At 65.1% G+C, this 21149-nt stretch carries 1 protein-coding gene; it reads right to left on the bottom strand.

The genetic code is table 11. The annotated features are described in order from the left end of the window. Positions 1-5: 5 nt before the first annotated feature. Positions 6-20138, bottom strand: a complete 20133-nt coding sequence (locus PLD_RS12535) for an amino acid adenylation domain-containing protein (RefSeq protein ID WP_159893008.1) — start codon at positions 20136-20138, stop codon at positions 6-8. Positions 20139-21149 lie beyond the last annotated feature (1011 nt).

Raw genomic sequence — 21149 nt, 5'->3', positions numbered from 1 at the left:
GGGCGTTACGTTATTGCCGCCAACGCCGCCAGCCGTTCCCCTAATCTGTCTTGCATCGCCGCCATGGCGCCGCGGGTGTGCGCAGTGAGCGTGAGTTGCTCGGTGCCCAGCAACCCGGCCAGGCTATCGAGTCCGTCGACCTGCTCTGCGGGCATGAGCTTGAGCAGCGCCAGTTGATCCATTGCCCCCCCAAGCAGTTGCTCAAGCACCGGCAGGCCGTCCTCGGGCTCGATGGAGCCCAGCCCGAGCGCGCTCATGCGCTCGCGATAACGCTCATCGCTGACGGTGCCGACGCTGCCCCAGTAACCCCAGTTGATGACCTTGACCGGGCACGCCCAGTCAGCCCTGAGTCGATCGGCAAAGGCGTCACAGAAGGTGCAGCCGGCCGCGTAGTTGCTTTGGCCAGCGGCGGTGCTGAACGACATCATCGACGAGAAAAACAGCACAAAATCCAGCGCCGCGGGGTTGTCTGCGAACGCCCGGGCCAATGCCACGCTGGTACCAACCTTGGCCTCCAGCACGCGGCAGAAGGTCTGCTCGTCCATGTTGGCCAGGCTTTGATCCTTGAGCACCACCGCCGAATGCACCACCCCGTTGATCGGGCCAAAGCGCCGGGTAATCTGCTGTTTGGCCTCGACCAACTGCTGCGGGTCGGTGGCATCGACTTGCAGGTACACCGGCGCCGGAGCCTCGTGCATGAGGCTCAGGGCCGTCAGGTCGTCCAGCCTGGCTTGACGCTGCGTATCCAGTGGGCGGCGCCCGAGCCAGATCACCCGCGCGCGGTGCTGGACGATCACTTGACGACTCCACATCGCGCCAATCCCCCCGGCCCCGCCAATCACCAGGTAGACACCACCGTCCCGGTACACCGGCCGGCCGGCGGCCGGGGTCTGCCCCACCACCCGAGCCAGTTGCCGGAACCACCATTGGCCCTGGCGCAGCGCCAGTAATTGGCCGGAAGCGACCCCGGAAAACGGCGCCCGAGGCAACCACGACAGTTGCTCATCAGCCAGGTCGGCGAGTTGCACTCGCCAGTGCGGGTACTCCTTGGCCAATGCACCTGCCAACCCGTGCACCGCGGCGTGATCCGGGCGGCAAGGCTCGCCGGGACGGGTGCTGATCGCCTGATCGGTGATCAGGGTCAATACCAGCGGCTGCTGACCGTAGCCCTGGCTCAGCAATGCCTTGATCAGCCTGAACAGCGCCACGACGCCGTGCCGTTGTGCCGCGTCCCATCCTGGTCCATCAACGCCGTGGTCGGCGGCGGCCGGCGCCAGCCACAGCACCTCGGCCAACCCGGGGTGAGCCTGCAATGGGGCCTGATAGTCGGCCAGTGAGGCGTCCGCCAGGGGCACCAGCACAGCGTCCGGATAGAGGTCGGCCAATGCCGGGCGTCGGGCCGGGGTCGCGCCGAAGATCAGCGTCGCGCCCTGGGTGTCCCGGGGCTGGCTGGAGGGTGCCTCGAGCACCGACCAGATCGGGGCAAGTACCTGCAGCACTTGATCCTGGGGAACACCCGTCGCGTCCGGCCGTGTCGTTCGTTCTGCGGCAAGCGGCCGTGAATTCAGGCCAACCAGGCGTGCACAGAGTTGCCCCTGATCGTCACACAGGTCGATATCGATCCGCCCGCCCGGGCTCCCGGCGCCATCGTGCTGCAGCAATGCCCACATCCGACGCTGACAGGGCGCAATGATCTCCAGCCGCTGCAGGGTAAAAGGCAACAACAATGACAACGGCGCCGCGGCGCGGTCGTCAACGGGCAGCAGTATGCCAATCGCCGCCTGGAGCGCGCCGTCGGTGATCCCAGGCTCCAGCCACCAGTCACCGTCGGGCGCCACGCCCTCCAGATTCAGTTGCGCCAGCACCTGGCGCCGAGCGCCCTGCTCTGCGATCAGCAACTGAGCAATGGCCCGATGACTGGCACCGTAGGCCAGGCCCATCTGCTCAAACAGTCGATAGACTTCGTCGCGCTCGAGCCGCCGTTGCCAATGGCGAGCGCGCCAGTGCGCCAGGTCCAGCCGCTCGACAGCCGGCTGCACGCCGTCCACGACCCGGGCCTGGCAGTGCACCAGCGGTTGATCGCCCTCGTCATTGAACAAGGTCACCGTGGTCTGTCCATCCACCGGTTCCAGATCGATCCGCAGGCGGCGCGGTGTGCCTTCAACCGTCAGCGGCGCCAGCCAGTTGAGCCCCTCGATGACCATCGCCTGCGCGCTGCCATCGGCGCGAGCGTGGGTCACCGCCACCCTGATCATCTCCAGGCAGACGGCAGCGGCCAGCGTCTTGCGCCCGGCGACCTGATGGTCCCGCAGCCAGGGTTCATCTCCGCGCAAGACGCGGCTGAACTGCTGACGGCCAGAGGCCGCACCGTCGTGCCGCAGCAGCGGATCCAAGGCCGCGGGTGGCGAAGGCCGGGGAGCGGCGCCGGTGGGCGCCCAGAAGCGGCTGGTGGCAAAGGGATAGGTCGGCAGACTGATGCGCTGGCGTGCTTCGCCGCTGGCGGCCCACAGCGCGGCCCAGTCGATACGCAGCCCCGCGCTCCACAGCTCCAGCAGCGGTTGTTGCTCGCGATGGACAAAATAGCGCACCAGTTGCTCGCGCCACTGCGTCTGGAAACGCCTCTTGAAGTCCTCGACCCGGTCGCTGGCGGTAGCACCTTCAGCGCAGATCCAACCACGGCGGTCACCCGTGGCCAAGCTGCGCAGGGCATCGCACAGGCTCGCCGTCGAACCGGTGATCAACGCTGCTCGATGCTCCATCGCCTCGCGACCGACCTGTAGGGTGTAGGCGATCGCCGCCAGGCTGGGGGTAACCGTCGAGTGTTCCAGGCTGGCCAGCAACCGGCGGGCGATCTGTTGCAACTGCTCGGGCTCGCGGGCTGACAGCAGGATCATTTCAGGCCGATCAGCCTGGCCGGGCGCAGGTCTTGCCTGCTCGTACTGGGCAATGATCAGATGGCCGTTGGCACCGCCGGCGCCGAAGGAGGAAATACCGGCGATGCGCGGCATCGGCTCGGTACCGTGCACGGGCCGTGGCCATTCGCGCAGGTGCTGGTTGACCTCGAACGGGGTCGCCGCAAAGTCGATAAAGGGGTTGAGGGTCTGTGAATGCAGCGACGGCACCAGTTTTCCGTGCTTGAGCTGCAACAGCACCTTGGTCAGGCCGGCGATACCCGCCGCCGCTTCACAGTGACCGATATTGGACTTCACCGAACCGATCCAGCAGGTCTGGCCAGGGGGACGAGCCCCCAGGGCGTTGGCCAGGCCGGCGATCTCGATCGGGTCGCCCAGGCGGGTTCCGGTGCCATGGGCCTCGATGTAACTGATGGCGGCCGGGGGCACCTGCGCCTCCTTGAGTGCCCCGCTGATCGCGGCCTGTTGCGCCCGGGGGTCGGGCACGCTGTAGCCGGTACTCTTGCCGCCATGGTTGAGGTAGCTGCCCTTGACCAGCCCGTAGATCTGATCGCCGTCGCGCTGCGCATCCGCCAGCCGCTTGAGGATCACCACGCCAACGCCCTCGCCCGGCACGTAGCCGTCCCCCCCCTCACCGAAGCTGGCGCACTGGCCCTGGTTGGAGATGTACTGGCCGCTGCTGAGCATCAGGTACTTGTTGGGGTGCAGGGTCAGGTTGACGCCGCCGGCAATGGCCATCGAGGTGCGACCACTGTGCAGGTCCTGGCAGGCCAGGTGGATGGCGGTCAGTGAGCTGGAGCACATCGAGTCAACCGCCAGGCTCGGGCCCTGCAGGTTGAGGCAGAACGACACCCGGTTGGCGATGCTCGCGCTGGAGCCGGCAAAGCCCATGCGCTGGCCGCGCAGGCTGGCTTCGGCGCCCAGCAGTTGGTATTCGCTGTACATCACCCCGGCATAGACGCCGACCTGCTGGCCGTCACCGCCTTGCTCGCCGCCGACCTGGCGGCTGTAGCCGGCGTCTTCCATGGCCGACCAGGCGGTTTGCAGAAACAACCGCTCCTGAGGATCGATCAGTTCGGCTTCCAATGGCGAAATATTGAAGAACAGCGGATCGAATTGATCGACGCCGGCAATGAAGCCTCCCCATTTGCTGTTGTGCACCCCGCTTTCGGCGCGGTTGCTGCTGTAGTAGTCCCGCCAGTCCCAGCGTTCGGAAGGAATCTCGCTGATGCTGTTCTTGCCTTGGCTGAGGTTCTGCCAGAAAGCCTCGAGGTCGTCGGCGTCCGGGTAGCGCCCGGCCAGGCCGATGATCGCTACGTCGTCCCGCCGCGGCACGGCCGGCTGAAGCGGTTGCAGTGGCTGCTCGAACAGCCGCCGCTGGGGGGTATGGGCGCTGGCTGTGGCTGTCGGCGACGCAACAGCCTCGGCAGCCACGCGGCCCCTGGATTCCAGGTACCGGGCAAGGCTTCGCACACTGGAATACTCGAACAACAACCCGGGTGATAGAGCGCCAAAACGACTTTCCAGACGCCGTGTGAGACCGAGGATGCCCAGCGAATCAAGGCCGTAGTTCTCGAAGCACCGCTGGTCATCGATCTGTTCCAGCGGCCTGTTCACGGCACTCGCCAGCAGGCTGCGCAGTTGCACTATCAACCGCCCCTGGTCCGCCACCTGGCTGATCGACGGCAGCCGAGTGGCCAGGTGATCGGCCATCTGCTGCAGGCTGGGGTGCTCGAAGAACAGGGTCTTGGACAGCGGCCCAAAGCGTTTTTCCAGGGCGGCGGTCATTTCCATGATCATCAGCGAGTCGATGCCGTACTGCTCAAACGGCACCTCATCATCCAGCCGGGACGGGGCAATTTTCACGGTCCTGGCCAGCAACTGGCGCAGCCAGCCCAGCAGGTGTTCAACGTCGACCGGCGCGGGGGCCGGCAGCGTTGCCGGTGCGGGGGCGCCGCTCAGCAACGCAGCCAGCCGCTCGGTATCGCCAGCCAGCACCATCAGTTGATCATCGTCGCAGTGCAACGCCTGGTAGAGGGCTTGAAGACCAGTGGCACTGGCCATTGCCTCGATGCCGGTAGCTTGCGCCAGAATCCGCCGTGCGGCCTCGCTCATGTGCAGGCCACCTTCGAGCCACAGCGGCCAGTTGATCGCCAGGGTGCGGCCGTGTCGCGCTCGCGCGGCGACCTGTCGATTGCGCAGGCTCGCGAAAGCGTCCAGATAGCCATTGGCCGCGGCGTAGTCACACTGTCCGGCGTTGCCCAGGACGCTGGCGATCGAGGAATACAGCACGAAAAAGTCCAGCGCCAAGGCGGCACTGCAGCGGTCAAGGTGCTGCACCCCGTCGACCTTGGCGGCGAACACCGCAGCAAAGTCTTCCTCGCGTTTGTGCATGAGCAAGCCATCACGGGTGACCCCGGCGCAATGGATGATCCCGTGCAAGCCGCCGTAAGCGGTGACGACCTCGGCCATCAGGCGCTCGACCTGCTCGGCATCCGCCAGGTCCACCGCGCGGTAGACAAGCCCTGCGCCCAGTTGCGCCAGCTTGTCGACGACTGTCGAGGCCTCGGCCGGCGTGCGCCCACAGAGCACCACGCGAGCCCCTGGGGCCGCGGCCATGATCGCCTGGGCCAGGACGCTGCCGACACCGCCCAAACCGCCGGTAATCAGGTAGACACCCTCGGGCCGCCAGGGCGCAGGCGCGCTGCCCAGCGGTTGCTGGCGCCAGCTCAGTTGCTGGCGCCGCAGCGCGCCGGCCTCGGCCAGATAGCGCAATTGGCACTCGCCGGGGGCGGCGGCCTCGGCGGACAACTGGGCCAGCAGCGGCTGCCTGTCGAGCTGCGGCGAAACCTCTATCAACTGGCTGATCAGCGCCGGTTGTTCGCGACTGGCGCTGCACAACAGGCCGCCAAGGCCACGATAACCGTGGCGATCGTCTGCCGGAACCAGCAGTTGCACCAGGCACGGCTGCGCCGCGCGCAGCAATGGCTGGAGCTGCTCGGCAAGCGCCAGGGCCACGCTTGGGTAATCCTCCTGTGCCAACACACAACTGCTCACCCCTTGCGCCTGTAACTGCTCGGCCAACCCGGCGAAGACCCCGGAACGGCCCAGTATCAGCACCACCTGCGCGATCCTCGGCGCCGCCGGCGCAGCGGCCGGTTCAGCGTCGCCCCAGTGTCGGTGACACAGCAGCCCGGTACGGGCGCCGAGGGGCGTAGCGGGCACCGTCTTGAACGACAAGCGATCGAGGGTCGCCAGGCACTGGCCGTGCTCATCGAACAGCGCCAGATCAAAGCGATAGCCACCCGGCGTGGTCCCGGCCCTGCGGATCTGCACCTGCGCGCTCGCCGGGCAGGCGCCGAACACCGTGCATTCAGCCAGCCCATCAGGCATGAGCAACGCCGGACGCTCACCCAGTTCATCCAACAGCAAGGCCATGACGCCCTGCATGGCTGCATCCAGCAGCGCCGGGTGCAGCGCAAGACCGGCATTCAGCGCCGGGTCGTGCAGGGCGACCTGCGCCAGTGCCTGATCGCCCTGGCGCAGCAGCGACAGCAAGCGCCGATGAGCAACGCCATAGTCGATGCCCATCGCCGCAAAGCGCTGATAGCAGGCCTCGACGTCCACCACTCGGGCATCGATGCGGTTGAAGTCAAGGTGCGCCGCCTGGACCTCGGCGGTGGTGGCCGAGGCGCGACAATGCAGCTGTAGCGCTCCCGCGTCATCGTAGGAACAGATGCCGATCTGGTGGTCGTCCTGTGCCTGCCGATTCAGTTCCAGGAACAGCTCCCCCCGGTTACCCGCATCGACGCTGAACGGCTGGAGCCAGGCCAGGTTGCGGATGACCAGCGCCCGGCCCGCCGGCACCACGCCGCCCAGGGCGTTGCTCAATGCCGCGTGAATCATGACGATCATCGCTGCGCCCGGCAGGACGCCCCGGCCATTGACCTGATGCTCGGCCAGCACGGCTTCGCGCCCGGTGAAGCGGCTCAGGTAACGCAAACCGCGCAGGTCCGATACGTTGCGCTGCAGCAACGGATGCAGGTGTTCCTCGCTCGACAGCGGCGCCCCGGACAGTGACGGCTGATCGCGCCAGTAGCGCTCTCGGGCAAAGGGGTAGCCCGGCAAGCTGATGGGCCTCGGCGTGCCCTGCGGGTACATCAGCCGCCAATCCACGGTCATGCCGTCGAGCCAGGCCTCGAGCAGCCGGCGATACTCGCCGCGCTCGATCCAGTGGCCGATGTCGGCGCCCGTCGCCTGCTCATCGCCCTTGAGCCGACGATGCTCGCGAACGTCCCCGGCCTGGCTGTCGATAAAGTCTCGCAACAGATCTTTCAACTGTGCCAGCGAGCTGACCAGCAGCCCGTGGCGATACTCCATTGCCTCGCGAGCGACCTGCAAGCTGAAGGCCAGCGCGGGCAGATCGATTGCGTCGGATTCCTGCTCCAGCATCGCCAACAGCAGCCCGGCCTGCTGCCGCAACTGCTCGCGGGTCCTGGCCGACAGCAGGATGATTGCCGGTTGCTGCTCATTGACCGCAATCGCTGGTCGTGGCCGTCGGTCTTCGTACTCCTCGATCACTACGTGGGCATTGGCGCCGCCCGCACCGAACGACGACACCGTGGCAATGCGCTTGAAGGTCTGCAGCACACCGTCGATCAGCACCTGCGGCCGAGCCCACTCGGCCAGCGAGCGCTGAACCACGAACGGGCTGTTGGCAAAGTCGATCTCCGGATTCAGTGGATCGGCGTGCAGCGACGGTACCCGTTGGCGGTGCTGGAGTTGCAGCAGCACCTTGGTGATACCGGCGATGCCCGCCGCGCTTTCGCAATGGCCAATATTGGGTTTTATCGAACCGATGGCGCAGTACTGCCGGGCAGGCGTTTGCCCGCTGCTATTGAAGGCCCGGACCAGGCCGGCGATTTCGATCGGGTCGCCCAGCGCGGTTCCAGTGCCGTGGGCCTCGACGTAGCTCACCGATCGGGCGTCGACACCGGCCCGGGCCAGGGAATCGATTACCAATCGGCTCTGGGCCAGCGGGTTGGGCACGGTGTAGCCGTTGGTTTTTCCGCCGGCATTGATCATGCTGCCCTTGATCACCCCGTAGATCCGGTCGCCGTCAGCCTCGGCCTGCGCCAGCGGCTTGAGCAGCAAGGCGCCCACGCCCTCCCCCCCGACAAAACCATCGGCCTGGGCGCCGAATGCCTTGCACTGTTTACCCGGCGACAACATCTTCATCTCGCTCAGGCCCATGTAGTGCACCGGATCACTCACCAGATTGACCCCGCCCACCAGCACACAGTCGCTGACCCCGCTGTGCAGGCTGTCCAGGGCCAGGTGCAGCGCGCTGATCGATGACGAACAGGCGGTGTCCACCGCGAGGCTCGGGCCTTGGAAGTTGAACTGGTAGGACACGCGGTTGGCCACTGACCAGTAGCTGGACTGGCGGGCATAGGTACCGTTCATGACCCCGACAAACACACCGACCCGATGCCGTTCGGCCAGACGTCCCGGGGTATAGCCGGCGTCGCTGATGCAGTGATAGGCCTCCTCCAGGAACAAGCGCTCCTGAGGGTCCATTTTCAACGCTTCGCGAGGTGAAAGATGAAAGAACAGCGGGTCGAACTTGTCGATCTCGCGGATGAACCCTCCCCAGGGGGTATAGATATGGCCCTGGGTACCCGGAGCCTGATGGAAATACTGGCGCCAGTCCCAACGGTCCGCTGGTACTTCATCGATGCAGCTCTGGCCATTTTTCAGGTGCTGCCACAGCTCGCCAACGTTGTTGGAATGGGCGTAGCGCCCCGCCAGGCCGACGATGGCAACGTCAGTGCCGCGGGCGAGCGCCGGAGCAGCCTCGGGTGCCTTGGCGGCAAAGCGCTGCTTGCCCGGCTTGATCAACGGTTCGACGGTTGCGGCTGCCCGCGGCTGCACCGCGGCCGGCGTCTGGTCCAGGCCCAGCAACGCCTTGAGCCGGTCTTTCTGCGAAGCGACAAAATGCTCCGCCAGTGCTTCGATGCTTTGGTATTCAAAGAACAATGTGCTGCTGATCCCCGACAGTTCGCCGCGCAGCAGGTTGCTCAACTGCACCACCAGGATCGAGTCGATGCCGTAGGTTTCCAGCGCTTCACGGGCGTCAATCGCTTCGGGGGCAATCTTGAACAGGCCGCCGACCACCTGCTTGAGGTAACGCACCGTTTCGTCCTTGAGCCGGGCATTGCTGACTTCGCCACTCGGCGCCGGGATCACGCTGGGCTGCGGCGCTCGGGGCGCCTGAGCCGCCACGCGCGCCTGGCTGACGGGGGCAACCCGGGGCGGGTCGAGGGTGCACTGCAAATCCTGCCAGACCACGCCATTGCTCTGGGCGATGACGATCTGCTGCCCAAGGTCGTGCTCGGCCAGGGCCGGGAACCCCACCTGCCGATACCCTTCGCTTTCCAGCATCTGCTTCCACTGCCTGGGCGCAAGCGCCGGGCCGCCGGGCAAACGCAACGGCTGATCGTCGTACAGCCACCAGCCCTTGAGCAGACCGAAGGTCAGGTGGGTAAACAGGCCGTTGCGGGCAATCTCGTTGATCAGAATCAGGCCGTTGTGCTTGAGCGCGGCCTTGGCATTCTTCAGCGCCCGGCGCAGGTCCGGCGTGGCGTGCAGAACGTTGGTAGCAATCACCAGGTCATAGCTACCGATCGACAAGCCCTGCTCTGCCAGGGGCTTGTCGACATCCAGCAACTGATAGCTGAGGTACGGCGTCTGCGGGCCAAAGGTTTGCCGCGCATGCATCAGAAACGCCTGGGAGACGTCGGTGTAGCAGTACTCGCCGATCTGCGATTGCCAGGGGCGCAGCTTTTCAAAGGCCCGCGCGCTGGTGCCACCGGTGCCGGCGCCGATCTCCAGGATCCGGATCGGCGTCTGGGGCGCCTGCTCCAGCCGGCCCCTGACACATTCCAGCAGCGCATCGAGCATCACTTCATTGAAGAAGTCCGACAGCGGGTTGTGCTTGTAGATACCCTCGACCCGCGACATCGAGGCATCGGGGAACAGGATGTCGGTGGCCGCGATCCGGCCATCGAGGATCTGCGGCAATTGCCGCAGGGTCGCCTCGCCAAGCAGCACCTCGGCCTTGAGACAAGGCTGCTGCAGCCAGGCCGGCTTTTGCTCATCCCATTCGCGCCACAGGGCATCCAGCGCCAGCGGCTGCGGATCGGCCACACGGCAGGTGTCGCCCTCCAGTTGCAGAAAACCGCGCTCTGCCAGTTCCTCCAGGCTCTTGTCGATCCAGCGCTGGTACAGCGGCAACAGGCCGCTGCGCTGTTGCATTTGGGCAAGGCTTTCGCTGTCGCGACTGAACCAGCCCGCTTGCTGCAACTGGGCGTAGAGCAAGCGCGCCTGCAGCTCATCGATGGCGACCTTGTGCGCCTGCGCCTGCTCGACTGCGCGGCGAACCTGCTGATGATCCACCCGCAGGTGACCCGTTATCCGGGCGATCTGCGACGGGTAGGCGGCGGGCAGGACTAGGCCGTACTCACCGAAAGGCCCGGCGGGATGCCGGGGCAGCGCCAAGTGGCTGAAGGTGTCGTTCAAACGCTGGGAGGTGCGCAGGAACGCCAATTGCTGGAAGGGTCCGGCCAGCAGCGTTTCCAGGGCCGCCATCGCCGCTTCGCCGTCAATCGAACCAAGGCCGGCTTCGGCCATCCGGCGCCGGTAGTCTTCGCTGGCCACCGAGCCGACATGGCCCCAGTAGCCCCAGTTGATGACTTTCACCGGGTAACCGCGCCGTTGTGCCAGGCCGCGGCCGAAGGCGTTCTTGAAGGTGCAGCCGGCCGCATAGTTGCTCTGGCCGGCGGACTTGGTGAAGCTCTGCAGCGATGAGAACAACAGCATGAAATCCAGCGGCTGGTGTTCGAACACTTCGGCCAGGCGGACACAGACATCGACCTTGGCGGCCAGCGCGGCGGTGAATCTTGGCAGGTCCATGCGCGCCAGGCTTTGATCCTCAAGCTGGATCGCCGCGTGGATCACCCCATGAATCGGGCCGTACTCGGCAATGACTTGCGTCACCGCCTGTTGCAGTGCGGCGTGGTGGCCGGCATCGGCGCTGATGTAGCGCGGCGCCGGGCCAAACCGCGCCAGCTCGCTGATCGCCGCCTCGATCCGCTCGTCCTGCTCGCGCCGCCCCAGCCAGACCACCTGGGCCCTGCGGGTGCGAATCAAGTACTCGCTCCATACCCGGCCAATCCCCCCAGCCCCGCCGATCACCAGGTACACCCCCCCCTCGCGGTAGAGGCTTGCAACCTCGCCGGACGCGTCGGCCTGCGCCAGGCAAGGCGCCAGGTACGGGCGGTACCAGAGGTCATTACGACAGGCCAGCGCATCACCATGAGGCTCGGCGGGCAACGACAGCGGGTCCAGGCTCGGCCAGCTGTCGTCTGCCGGCAGGTCCACTACCCTCACCGGCCAGTGGCTGTATTCCTTGGCCATCACCCCGATCAGCCCGTGGATACCGGCGTGCGCCGGGGCCACCGGCTCGGTGACGGCCTGATGCAGGGGGCTGGCTTCGCCAAACACCGTCAGCGCCCCGCGGGTGATCACTGTCCAGGCCAGAGGCTGTTGATCCAGCCCCAGCCCCAGCAATGCCTTGATCAAGCGGAAACAGCCCAGCACCCCGGCCTCTTGGGCGTTGATCAGACCGTCAGCGCTGTAGTCCTCGGCCGACGCTGTCGGCGCCAGCCATAGCAGGTGCTCCAGCGGTCCGACCTCGCGCAGCAGCCCGGTGAGTGTGTCGATCGACTCGCTACCGTCCAGCAACAGCGCAGCCGCCTGCGGATAGCGAGCGCTCAACTGCCGATGACCTTGGGCATCGCTGCTCACCAGCAACAACCGAGCGCTGCTCGGCGGCAGCGGCTGGGGGCTGAACCGGTGCCATCTTTCCACCAGGAAGCTGTCGCTCCGCGGACGGTCTTCGAGCATTGCCTCCAGGGGCGACGGCGCTTTCATTTCCCGCAGGACCAACCCCAGCAGCGCCACACAATGCTCGCCACGCTGATTGTAGAGATCGAGGTCGAAGGTCGACTGTCCACCTTCCGTGCCTTGGGCACCGCGCCGTACCCAGGCCCAGACCTGCTCACCCAGCGCCACGCCGCTCAGTTGCAGCCGGGCCAGCGCAAAAGGCACCCAGGTTTGACTGGGCAGCGGCTCTGCCTGCTGATCGAGTTGCTCTGCCAGCAGCAGGCCCAGGGTTGACTGCAGTGCACCGTCCATCAGGCTCGGGTGCAGGACGTACGACGACAGGCCTGCACTCAGGGCCTGGGGCAGTTCGATCCGAGCCAGCACCTGATCGCCATCGACCCACAGTTCGCGAACCGACCGATGGCTGGGGCCGTAGTTGATCTGCATCGCCTCGAACACGCGGTACAAGCCATCGGCTTCGTGGCGCTGCCCCTGGATCGAGGCTTGCAGCGACGCCAGGGACGCCGTCGGCTCAGGGCGGTGCGCAAGCAACACGGCGTCACCCTGGCAACACAGCGTCTGCGGTTGCCGCTGGCGAATCTCGAAGCTCAGGCGCTGCTCGTCGACGCTGTCGATGAGGATGTCGACGGTGACGGGATCGGCGTCTTCTGCGCTGAGCATCAGCGGCTGCGACCACACCAGGTTGTCCAGGCTCAGGATTGCGTCAGGGGCCAGATCACCGAGGGAGCGACTGATTGCCTCGCGTGCCATCTCAAGGTAGGCAACGCCGGGCAAGACCTTCTGCTGGCGGACCCGATGATCGCGCAGGAAAAACTCGTTGCCGCTGAACACCGAGGTGAATTGCTGCTGTGACAGATCCGATACGTTGCCATGCAGCAACGGGTGCAGCCGGGCCTCGCCGCCCTGCTGCCCCTGGGGCGGGAACTGGAACCCGCCTGAGACCCAGATCCGTTCGCGGGCAAAGGGATAACCCGGCAGGCTGATCCGCCGGGCCTGCGGTGTGGGCGTCCCCAGCAGCGCCCAGTCGAAGGTCAGCCCTTTGACCCACAGTTCAAGCAGCTTCTGATATTTGCCCTTGCCGGCCCAGGCCGCCAGGGTCAGCGCCATGTCCTCATCCTGGGCCAGCACCGCCATCGCGGCCTTATGGTCTTGCACCCGGCCCAGATGCAGGCCGTCGAAGCAGCCGGATTGCTCCGGCGCGCTGATCAATTGCGCCAGGCCTTGGGTCAATCGCTGTTGCAGCTCAGCGGTTGAGTCGGCACAGAAGGCCAGCCGATACTCCAACGCCTCCCGGCCCTGTTGCAGGGTGAAGGCCAGGTCCGCCAGGCGCGGCGACTCGCCCTCGGTGTCGCGCCGCTGCAGGAACTGCAGCAGACGTTCGACCTGCTGTTGCAGTTGGGCCGGGGTTCTGGCCGAGAGCACAATGATCGCCGGCTGTCCGGCCTCCGCATCCGCATCCGCATCCGCACTGGGCGGCGCAATGTACTGGGCAATGATCACGTGACCGTTCGAGCCACCCGAACCGAACGACGACACCGAGGCCGCAAGTGGGTATGGACGCTCACGGCCATCGAGATTCAGCAGCGGTGGGTGCCAGGCTTGCAGTTGCTGGGGAATGTAGAACGGCGAGTCGCTGAAGCAGATACCCGGGTTGAGCCGGCTCGAATGCAGCGACGGTACCAACTGGCGATGTTTGAGCTGTAGCAGGACCTTGGCGATACCGGCGATACCGGCGGCCGACTCCAGGTGGCCGATGTTGGACTTGGCTGATCCGAGGGCGCACTGCTGCAACGGGCCGGCCTCGCTGCCGAGCGCGGCACTGCGTTTGGCGAAGCCCTGTTGCAGGCCGCTGATTTCAATCGGATCGCCCAGTGCCGTGCCGGTACCGTGCGCCTCGACATAACTCAGCTCACGGGGGTCCATCCGTGCCTTTTCAAGGGACTCGGCAATCATTGCGCCTTGGGCATTGGGGCTCGGCACCGTGTAGCCATGGGTCCTGCCGTTATGGTTGACCGAGGTCGCCCGGATCACCCCATAGATGTTGTCGCCATCGGCCTGGGCCTGGGACAGCGGCTTGAGCAGCACCGCTGCGGCGCCTTCCCCCGGTACAAAACCATCGCCGCCTTCGCCGAAGCTGCGGCAGCGGCCATCCGTGGACGACATGGTCAACTGCGACTGGATGAAATATTTGTTGGGGTGCAGCGACAGGTTGACGCCACCGGCCAGGGCCAGCCGGCACTCGCCGCGTTTCAGGCTCTCGACGGCCAGGTGCAGCGCGGTCAGCGACGACGAGCAGATGGTGTCGACGGCCATGCTCGGGCCGTTGCAATCAAAGACGTAGGACACGCGATTGGCGATTGAACCAAACGACGAGTCCACTGCGTCATCGCTGCAATCGGCCGCGACGGAGCGGGTATAAAGCAGGTATTCGCCGTGCATCACCCCGACGAACACGCCCATGTTCCCCTGGTAGTGACGTTGCAGCCCGGCCCGGTCGTAGCCGGCGTCTTCCAGGGTGTGCCAGGCGGTTTCGAGGAAGATCCGCTCCTGCGGGTCCATCCGCTCGGCGTCTCGCGGCGAGATATTGAAAAACAGCGGATCAAAGCGATCGACGCCGTCGATGAAACCGCCCCAGCGGGTATTGATCTTGCCTTTTTGGCCACGGTCGCGGCTGTAGTAGCGCTGGTGCTCCCAGCGCTCAGCGGGGATCTCACTGATGCTGTCGACGGCGTTTTTCAGGTTGTCCCAGAAGCGCTCCATGTCCGGCGCGCCGGGAAAGCGCCCGGCCAGGCCAATGATCGCGATCGGTTCCTCGGGTTCCAGACGTCGGCTGGCAGCAGCCGGTTGCGCTGCTCTGGCGGTCTGGGCAGCCTGGGTGGCCGCCGGGGGACGGGCCTGGACCCCGAGCAATTGCCGGCTGCGCGCCTGATGCTCGCTGGCGAAATAAGCCGCCAGTGCGGCAATGCTCTGGTGTTCGAAAAACAGGGTGCTGGACAACTCGCCAAACACTTGTGCCAGACGCTGGGTGAGCGTGGTGATCATCAACGAGGTCAAGCCGTAGCGATCGAAGGTTTCGACACTGTCGAGGCGGCTCTCGGGAATTGCGGACACCTTGGAAAAATGTCGCGTGAGGTAGCCTTCCAGCGCTGTCTGCAGGGTCTCGTCCCGTGCTGGCGGCTGCGGTGCCTCGGCCCGGGGCTGGGCAGCGATATGGCAATCGATCGTTGCAAAGGGGTATGCCGTCAATGCCACTCGCCGCAGGTCATGCTGGGCAATCTCTTCCAGGCTGGTGTCGCCGGCCATCCAGCGGCGGGCAATGGCGTTCAACGCCGGGCGATCGAGTCCGTGCAGATCCGCCTCGCTTGCCGCCGGTGGCGCCGAACTCACCCGCGTGCCGCGTAGCACCGATGGGTCATGCTCGGCGCCGAGCAGCGACAACAATTCCGCCTCGCTCTGCGCCACCAGCGCCAAGCGATGCTCCAGCGGCACCCGGCCGACACACAGGGTGTAGCTGATATCGCCAAGGCTGGCATCCCCCAGGCGCCCCGCCTGCAGATCATCGGCCAACGCCGCCAGCAACTGATCGAGCTGCTCACGGCTCGTGGCGGTAAAGGGAAACAGCCAGGGCCCGACGTCCTTCACCGTTGCGGCCCTGGGCGGCGCGGCTTCGAGGATCAGGTGACCGCCAGAGCCGCTGGCACCGAAGGCGTTGATCAGAGCACGCTGCGGCCCTCGCCATTCGCTCAACTGGTCGGCGATGGCAAGGTGGCCATGCTCTGCGCCAATCAAGGGGCTCAATGGATGGCAGCCCAGGGTCGGAGCTATCTGCCGGTACTTCAACTGCATCAGGACTTTGGTGATCTGCGACAGCGCCGATGCGGATTCAAGGTGGCCGATATTGGCCTTGATCGAGCCGACCCTGAGCGGCGTATTGCCAGGAGCGGCGCCGAAAACCTGGCTGATCGCTGCAAACTCGGCGCCGTCCGCCAGGCTCGCGCCCGGTGCGGCAGCCTCCACATAGCCAATGGCCTCGGCGGGCAGGTCCGCCTGTTGCAGGACCCAGCGCATCGCTGCGGCCTGGCGCTCGGCACTCGGCGCCCCGTAACGAAATGTCTTGCCGCTGTGGCTGATCGCCGTGGTGCGAATCACCCCGAGTATCTGATCGGCGTCGCGTTGCGCATCAGCAAGCGGCCTGATCAACAGCGCTCCCACTCCTTCACCCGCTACCCAGCCATGGGCATTGCGACCGAACGGATGAGACTGGCCATCGTCGGACAGCAACTGCAGCGAGCTCAAAAGCTCCAGGTGCGAGGGATGGCTGATCAGGTTGACGCCACCGACAATCGCGGCCTGGCACTCACCCAGGCGAATGCTGGTACACGCCAAATGCAACGCCGTCATCGCCGATGAGCACGACGTATCGACAGTGACGCTGGGGCCGTTGAAGTCATTGAAGAACGACACCCGGTTGGCGATCGCCGAAAGAAACGAAGTGCCTCGCTCACCCTCGGCGGTGGGCTGGTGGTGCTGGTAATCCCCCCACATCGCGCCGACGAACACGCCGACCCGCTCGACCTTGCGCCGCAGGCCCGCGGCGGTATAACCGCTGTTTTCCAGGCAGTGCCAGACCGTCTGCAGGAACAGCCGCTCCTGGGGGTCCAGGGTCCTGGCTTGCGCGGGGGTGATATTGAACAGCAGCGGATCAAACAGCTGCTTGCCAGCCAGTGCGCCCACCGCCCATTGCGTGGAGTCCGCACGGTCATCCCCGCCCCCGAGCAGCGACTCACGGCCAACGCTCTGGATTGCCGAGCGGCCGGCGCTGAGGTTCTGCCACAGTTCCTGCGGGTTGGCGGCATCGGGATAGCGACCGCTGAGGCCGATGATCGCCAGCGCCTCGGCGGTAGAGTGTCCGACGGCGATCTGCTTGTCAGCGTCGATCTCCAGCCGTGGCCAGCCCGGCGCACGTGCTTGACTGACGGCGCCGCCGACGAAGCTGTGCAGCAGTTGATCGCCCTCCTGCAGATCGAAGGCCGCGCGCACCCTGTCGAAATACATCGAGCCGATGGGGCACAGCCCCACGCCGAACTCGCCTTGTTTTTCCAGGAGCAATTGGCCGATTCGCCCAGCCTGGAGCAGGCTGAAGTAGCGACTTTCATCACCGTAGGCCGGGGCTCGCCCGCCGATGATGAAGAGCTGCAAGCAGGCCTGCTGGGCGTGCTTGCGGTTAAACGGTGTGTAGCTCCCGTTGAACGCCTGCGGATCGCCTGCGCCGATGCGGCTCAGGCTATGGCTGTCACTGTGGTAGCGATAGATCCCCGAGGCTGGGCCCTGCTCCCGGTCGCCCTGGCGGTCGCTGGGTTCAGCCAGGTACAGGTAGACCTTCAGCTCCAGTGCCGGGTCGGCGTGGTACAGGCATCCACGGCCCTGATCGACCCGCAACAGACTCAGCAGACGGCTCAACTGCCCCAGGCTCAGGGACTCATCGCGGTATTGCCGCTTAGCAGCTCGCCGCCGCAGGGCGTCGGCGCTGATGGGCGTGGCCGGCAGCTGGATGACGCCAGCCCCCTGCTCCGGCAGATCACTGCGGATCTGCAACTGTTGTCGGTGCAATTGCGCCAACGCCTCCTTGCCCGGCAAGTCAAAACCATTGTTGTTTTCGGCCAGGAAATCGGCGAACAGGGGGCCGGGCTGGCGCCAGTGAGCACTCAATGACGGACCGTCGCCAGCCGCAACGGCCGGCGCCCTACCCTCGATCAGGCAATGCAGCAAGCGATGGCTGGGCTGCAACTTGAACACATCGACGATGGCTGCGGCGTCAACGCCGTAGGCCGGGGTCAAGGCGATGTCGAAGTCGGCCTGGCGCGACAGCAACAGTTGTTCGATGTAACCCGCTTCGAGCACCAGCAAGGCGGGGGCGGCATGGTTGTAGATCGGCGTGATGGCGGCGGTTTCGGCAACCAGCAACAGCGCAAAACCGGCCTCGACCATTTGCCCCCGCTGCTGGGGCTGCAGAATCTGCGGATCCAGGGTGGCCGGCACCCGCACTGGCAGCAGGCGATTGAGCCGTGGCTGGTAGTACCAGACGCCGCCCGCCAGCCCCTCGATCCGCCCTTGGGCGACATAGAGGTAGCACTGGATCGCGTTGAGGCCACCCGCCGATGAGTAGAGGTATTTACCCACGCCGTCCAGCGGCTCTTCGCGCAACAGCGAGAGCAGGCCGGCGAGCCGCTCAAGGCTTGCAGGCGAGGCGCTGCGGGTCTGCCAATAGGCACGAGGATCAAAACGCACGTCTTGCAGCTCGATCAGATCGCTGGCGCAGGCTCGGGGCAACGGCTGCGCCGCCATCGCCGCCGGCGTGGGATCCGCGCTCAGGCCCTTGGCGTCGAGAATATAGGCCGTGACCGCCGCAATGGATGGCTGCTCGAGGAACATCTCGACCGGCAGTGTCACCTGGTACTGCTGGTGAATGCTGTGGACCGCCTGCACCAAGGTAAAGGAGGTCGCGCCCTGGTCAAAAAGATCGTCATCGGCGGCCAGTTCCTCAAGCCCGAGGGCCTCAATGAAATAGCCCTGCAACCAGGCCATCAGCGCCCCGGCCTCTAGCACCGGTGCCTGGGCGCTGACGGGCGAGGCGCCGTCAGCGGCCTGCAGCGCCTGGCGATCCGCCTTGCCGTGGGACGTGACCGGAATCTGCTCGACGAAGTGCACCAGGTTCGGCGCCATGTACTCCGGCAGGCGGGATTTTACAAAGTCGCGCAGCGCTTTCTTGTCCAGCCCCTCGGCCACCACATAAGCCACCAGCTTGGGATCTTCCGACCCTGGGTCCTTGACCAGCACCACCGCATCGTTGATCGCAGGATGACTCTTGAGGGTGCTCTCGATCTCTCCCAGTTCGATGCGAAACCCCCGCAGCTTGATCTGCGAGTCGAAACGTCCCAGTACTTCGATGTCGCCATTGTCGAGAAAACGCGCCTCGTCACCCGTGCGGTACAACCTGGCGCCGGGTTCATCGGAGAACGGATCGCGGATGAATTTCTCAGCCGTCAGCTCGGGACGGTTGAGATAACCCCGGGCCAGGCCAACGCCACCAATGCACAGCTCACCGGTGGCACCGATCGGCACCGGCCGTGCCTGGGCATCGAGGATATGGATCTGAATATTATCGATGGGCCGGCCGATCGGTACTCGCAGGTCATCGCGCGGCTCGGCATGCCAATAGGTAACGTCAACCGCCGCTTCGGTCGGGCCATAGAGGTTGTGCAACTCGGCGCTCAGCAGCGAACGGCACTGCAGCAGCAGATCATGGGTCAGCGCTTCACCGCTGACGAACACTTTGCCCAATGAGCGGCATTCACCGACCGCCGGGTGCTTGAGAAAGAAGCGCAGCATGGAGGGCACAAAGTGGCAGATGGAGATCTGCTGCGCCTTGATGAGCTCCACCAGGTAGTGAGCGTCCTTGTGGCCTTCCGGCCTGGCCATTACCAGGCAGGCGCCGCTGAGCAACGGCAGGAACAGTTCCCAGACCGATACATCGAAGGTAAAGGGGGTCTTCTGCAGGATCCGGTCCGCTGGCCCAATTGCGTATTGACGCTGCATCCACAGCAGCCGGTTGCAGATCGCCTTGTGCGCCAGCATGCAGCCTTTGGGCCGACCGGTTGAGCCTGAGGTGTAGATCACATAGGCCAGATCATCGGGGCTATTGATGGACAACGGATTGGCCGCATTTTCGTGCAGTGCTTGCTGTTCCGGATCGTCCAGGCACAGCACTTCAACGTCGAGGGCCTCAAGCCGCTGGCCAAACCGCTGTTGGGTCAACACAACGGTCACCGCCGCGTCGTCGATGATCAGCGCCAGCCGCTCCTCGGGGTAGCCCGGGTCCAGCGGCAGGTAGGCGCCCCCGGCCTTGATGACCGCGAGCAAGGCAATCATCAACTCCAGCGAGCGCTCCATCTGCACGCCCACCAGACTGTCGGGGCCGATGCCGAGCTCGCGCAGGTAGTGGGCCAGTTGATTGGCCTGGCGATTCAACTGGCCAAAACTCAAGGTCTGCTCGCCAAAGCGCACCGCCACCGCGTCCGCACTGCGCTCCACCTGTTGCTCGATCAACTGTTGCAGGCACAGGTCCAGCGGGTAGTCGTAGTGGGTATCGTTCCAGCCGGCAATGACTGCAGTTTCCTGCGGACGAGCAGCAGCCTGCGCTGCAGGCGATGCCGACGGATTGCTCTGTGGGCGGCCATGTGTTGCGTTGTTATCCGACACTGCGCGACTTCCCTGCCAGGTTGCGCCGCCGTCATGGGCGACTATTGATCCTTGTCATCTCGTCAGTGCAGCGCACTCATGTCGATGCCTTACCGTGCGAGCCTTCACTCGATAACCGGGGGTGATTCAGTTTTCGTGCAGCTAATGATCGAGGGGCGCGTTGAAGCGCAAGCCAACCGCCCCCACAGGGACGCTGGCGACAAACTCACGGGAGCATGCCGATGAGCAGGAAAGGGCAAAGCCGCCCACGGCTTTGCGGTGGTAGCAAAGAATTGGGTTGTTCAACGTAGATTCAGTGCAGAGCAAGACCCACACATCCAGGTTCCTGAACACAGTAATTCCCTTTACCAGTGAGCGCCTGAGGCTTGCCAGCGACAACAACGCGTACGGTACACCCGTGCAGATTCACGCCACTTGAGGTCGTATTTCCGCGCCTGCGCCCTGGTGGTCTGGACGCCTTCCAGCAGGGCGACGGTACGAGCGTAGTAGGAACAGATGAGCTGTCAAATCAAGATATTAAGACTTTACAAAAGAAGGACGGACGGCGAGCCGACCCTGTTTGCCCAGAACCTCTACCCCCTCGGCGAGGGTTCTATTTCAATGGTTTCGTAGGTTCCGGAGGTTTTTTTCAGCACCGCACAAACACGACCGAATGGCAGTTTTGCAGATCGGTATTACGCTGTTTATACAAGCGTCGGGCAGTCCCCCGAACGCCGGAACCCGATCATCGCTATCACGCAATGTCATGGACAGAAAAAGACCCGGGCTCGCACCCGGGCACTCGCCACCAATGAGTGTCCGGCAACGAATGGGCAGCAAAGGACGCCTCAATGACCAGATACCCCCTCTCGGATCAACCCCGGATATCCAGTGACCGCTACCGCGGCCTGAAAAGGCGGCTTCAGAACCCGCGGTCCTGGTCATAGCCACAACGCAACGCCAATCCAATGGCCGATGCGAGCAAATCCCCACCACCGACATGCTCCTGGCCGACAACCGATCATTACCTTG

The sequence above is a fragment of the Pseudomonas sp. LD120 genome (assembly GCF_009861525.1).
Classification (GTDB): Bacteria; Pseudomonadota; Gammaproteobacteria; order Pseudomonadales; family Pseudomonadaceae; genus Aquipseudomonas.
This window is presented reverse-complemented; position numbering and strand designations above follow the sequence as displayed.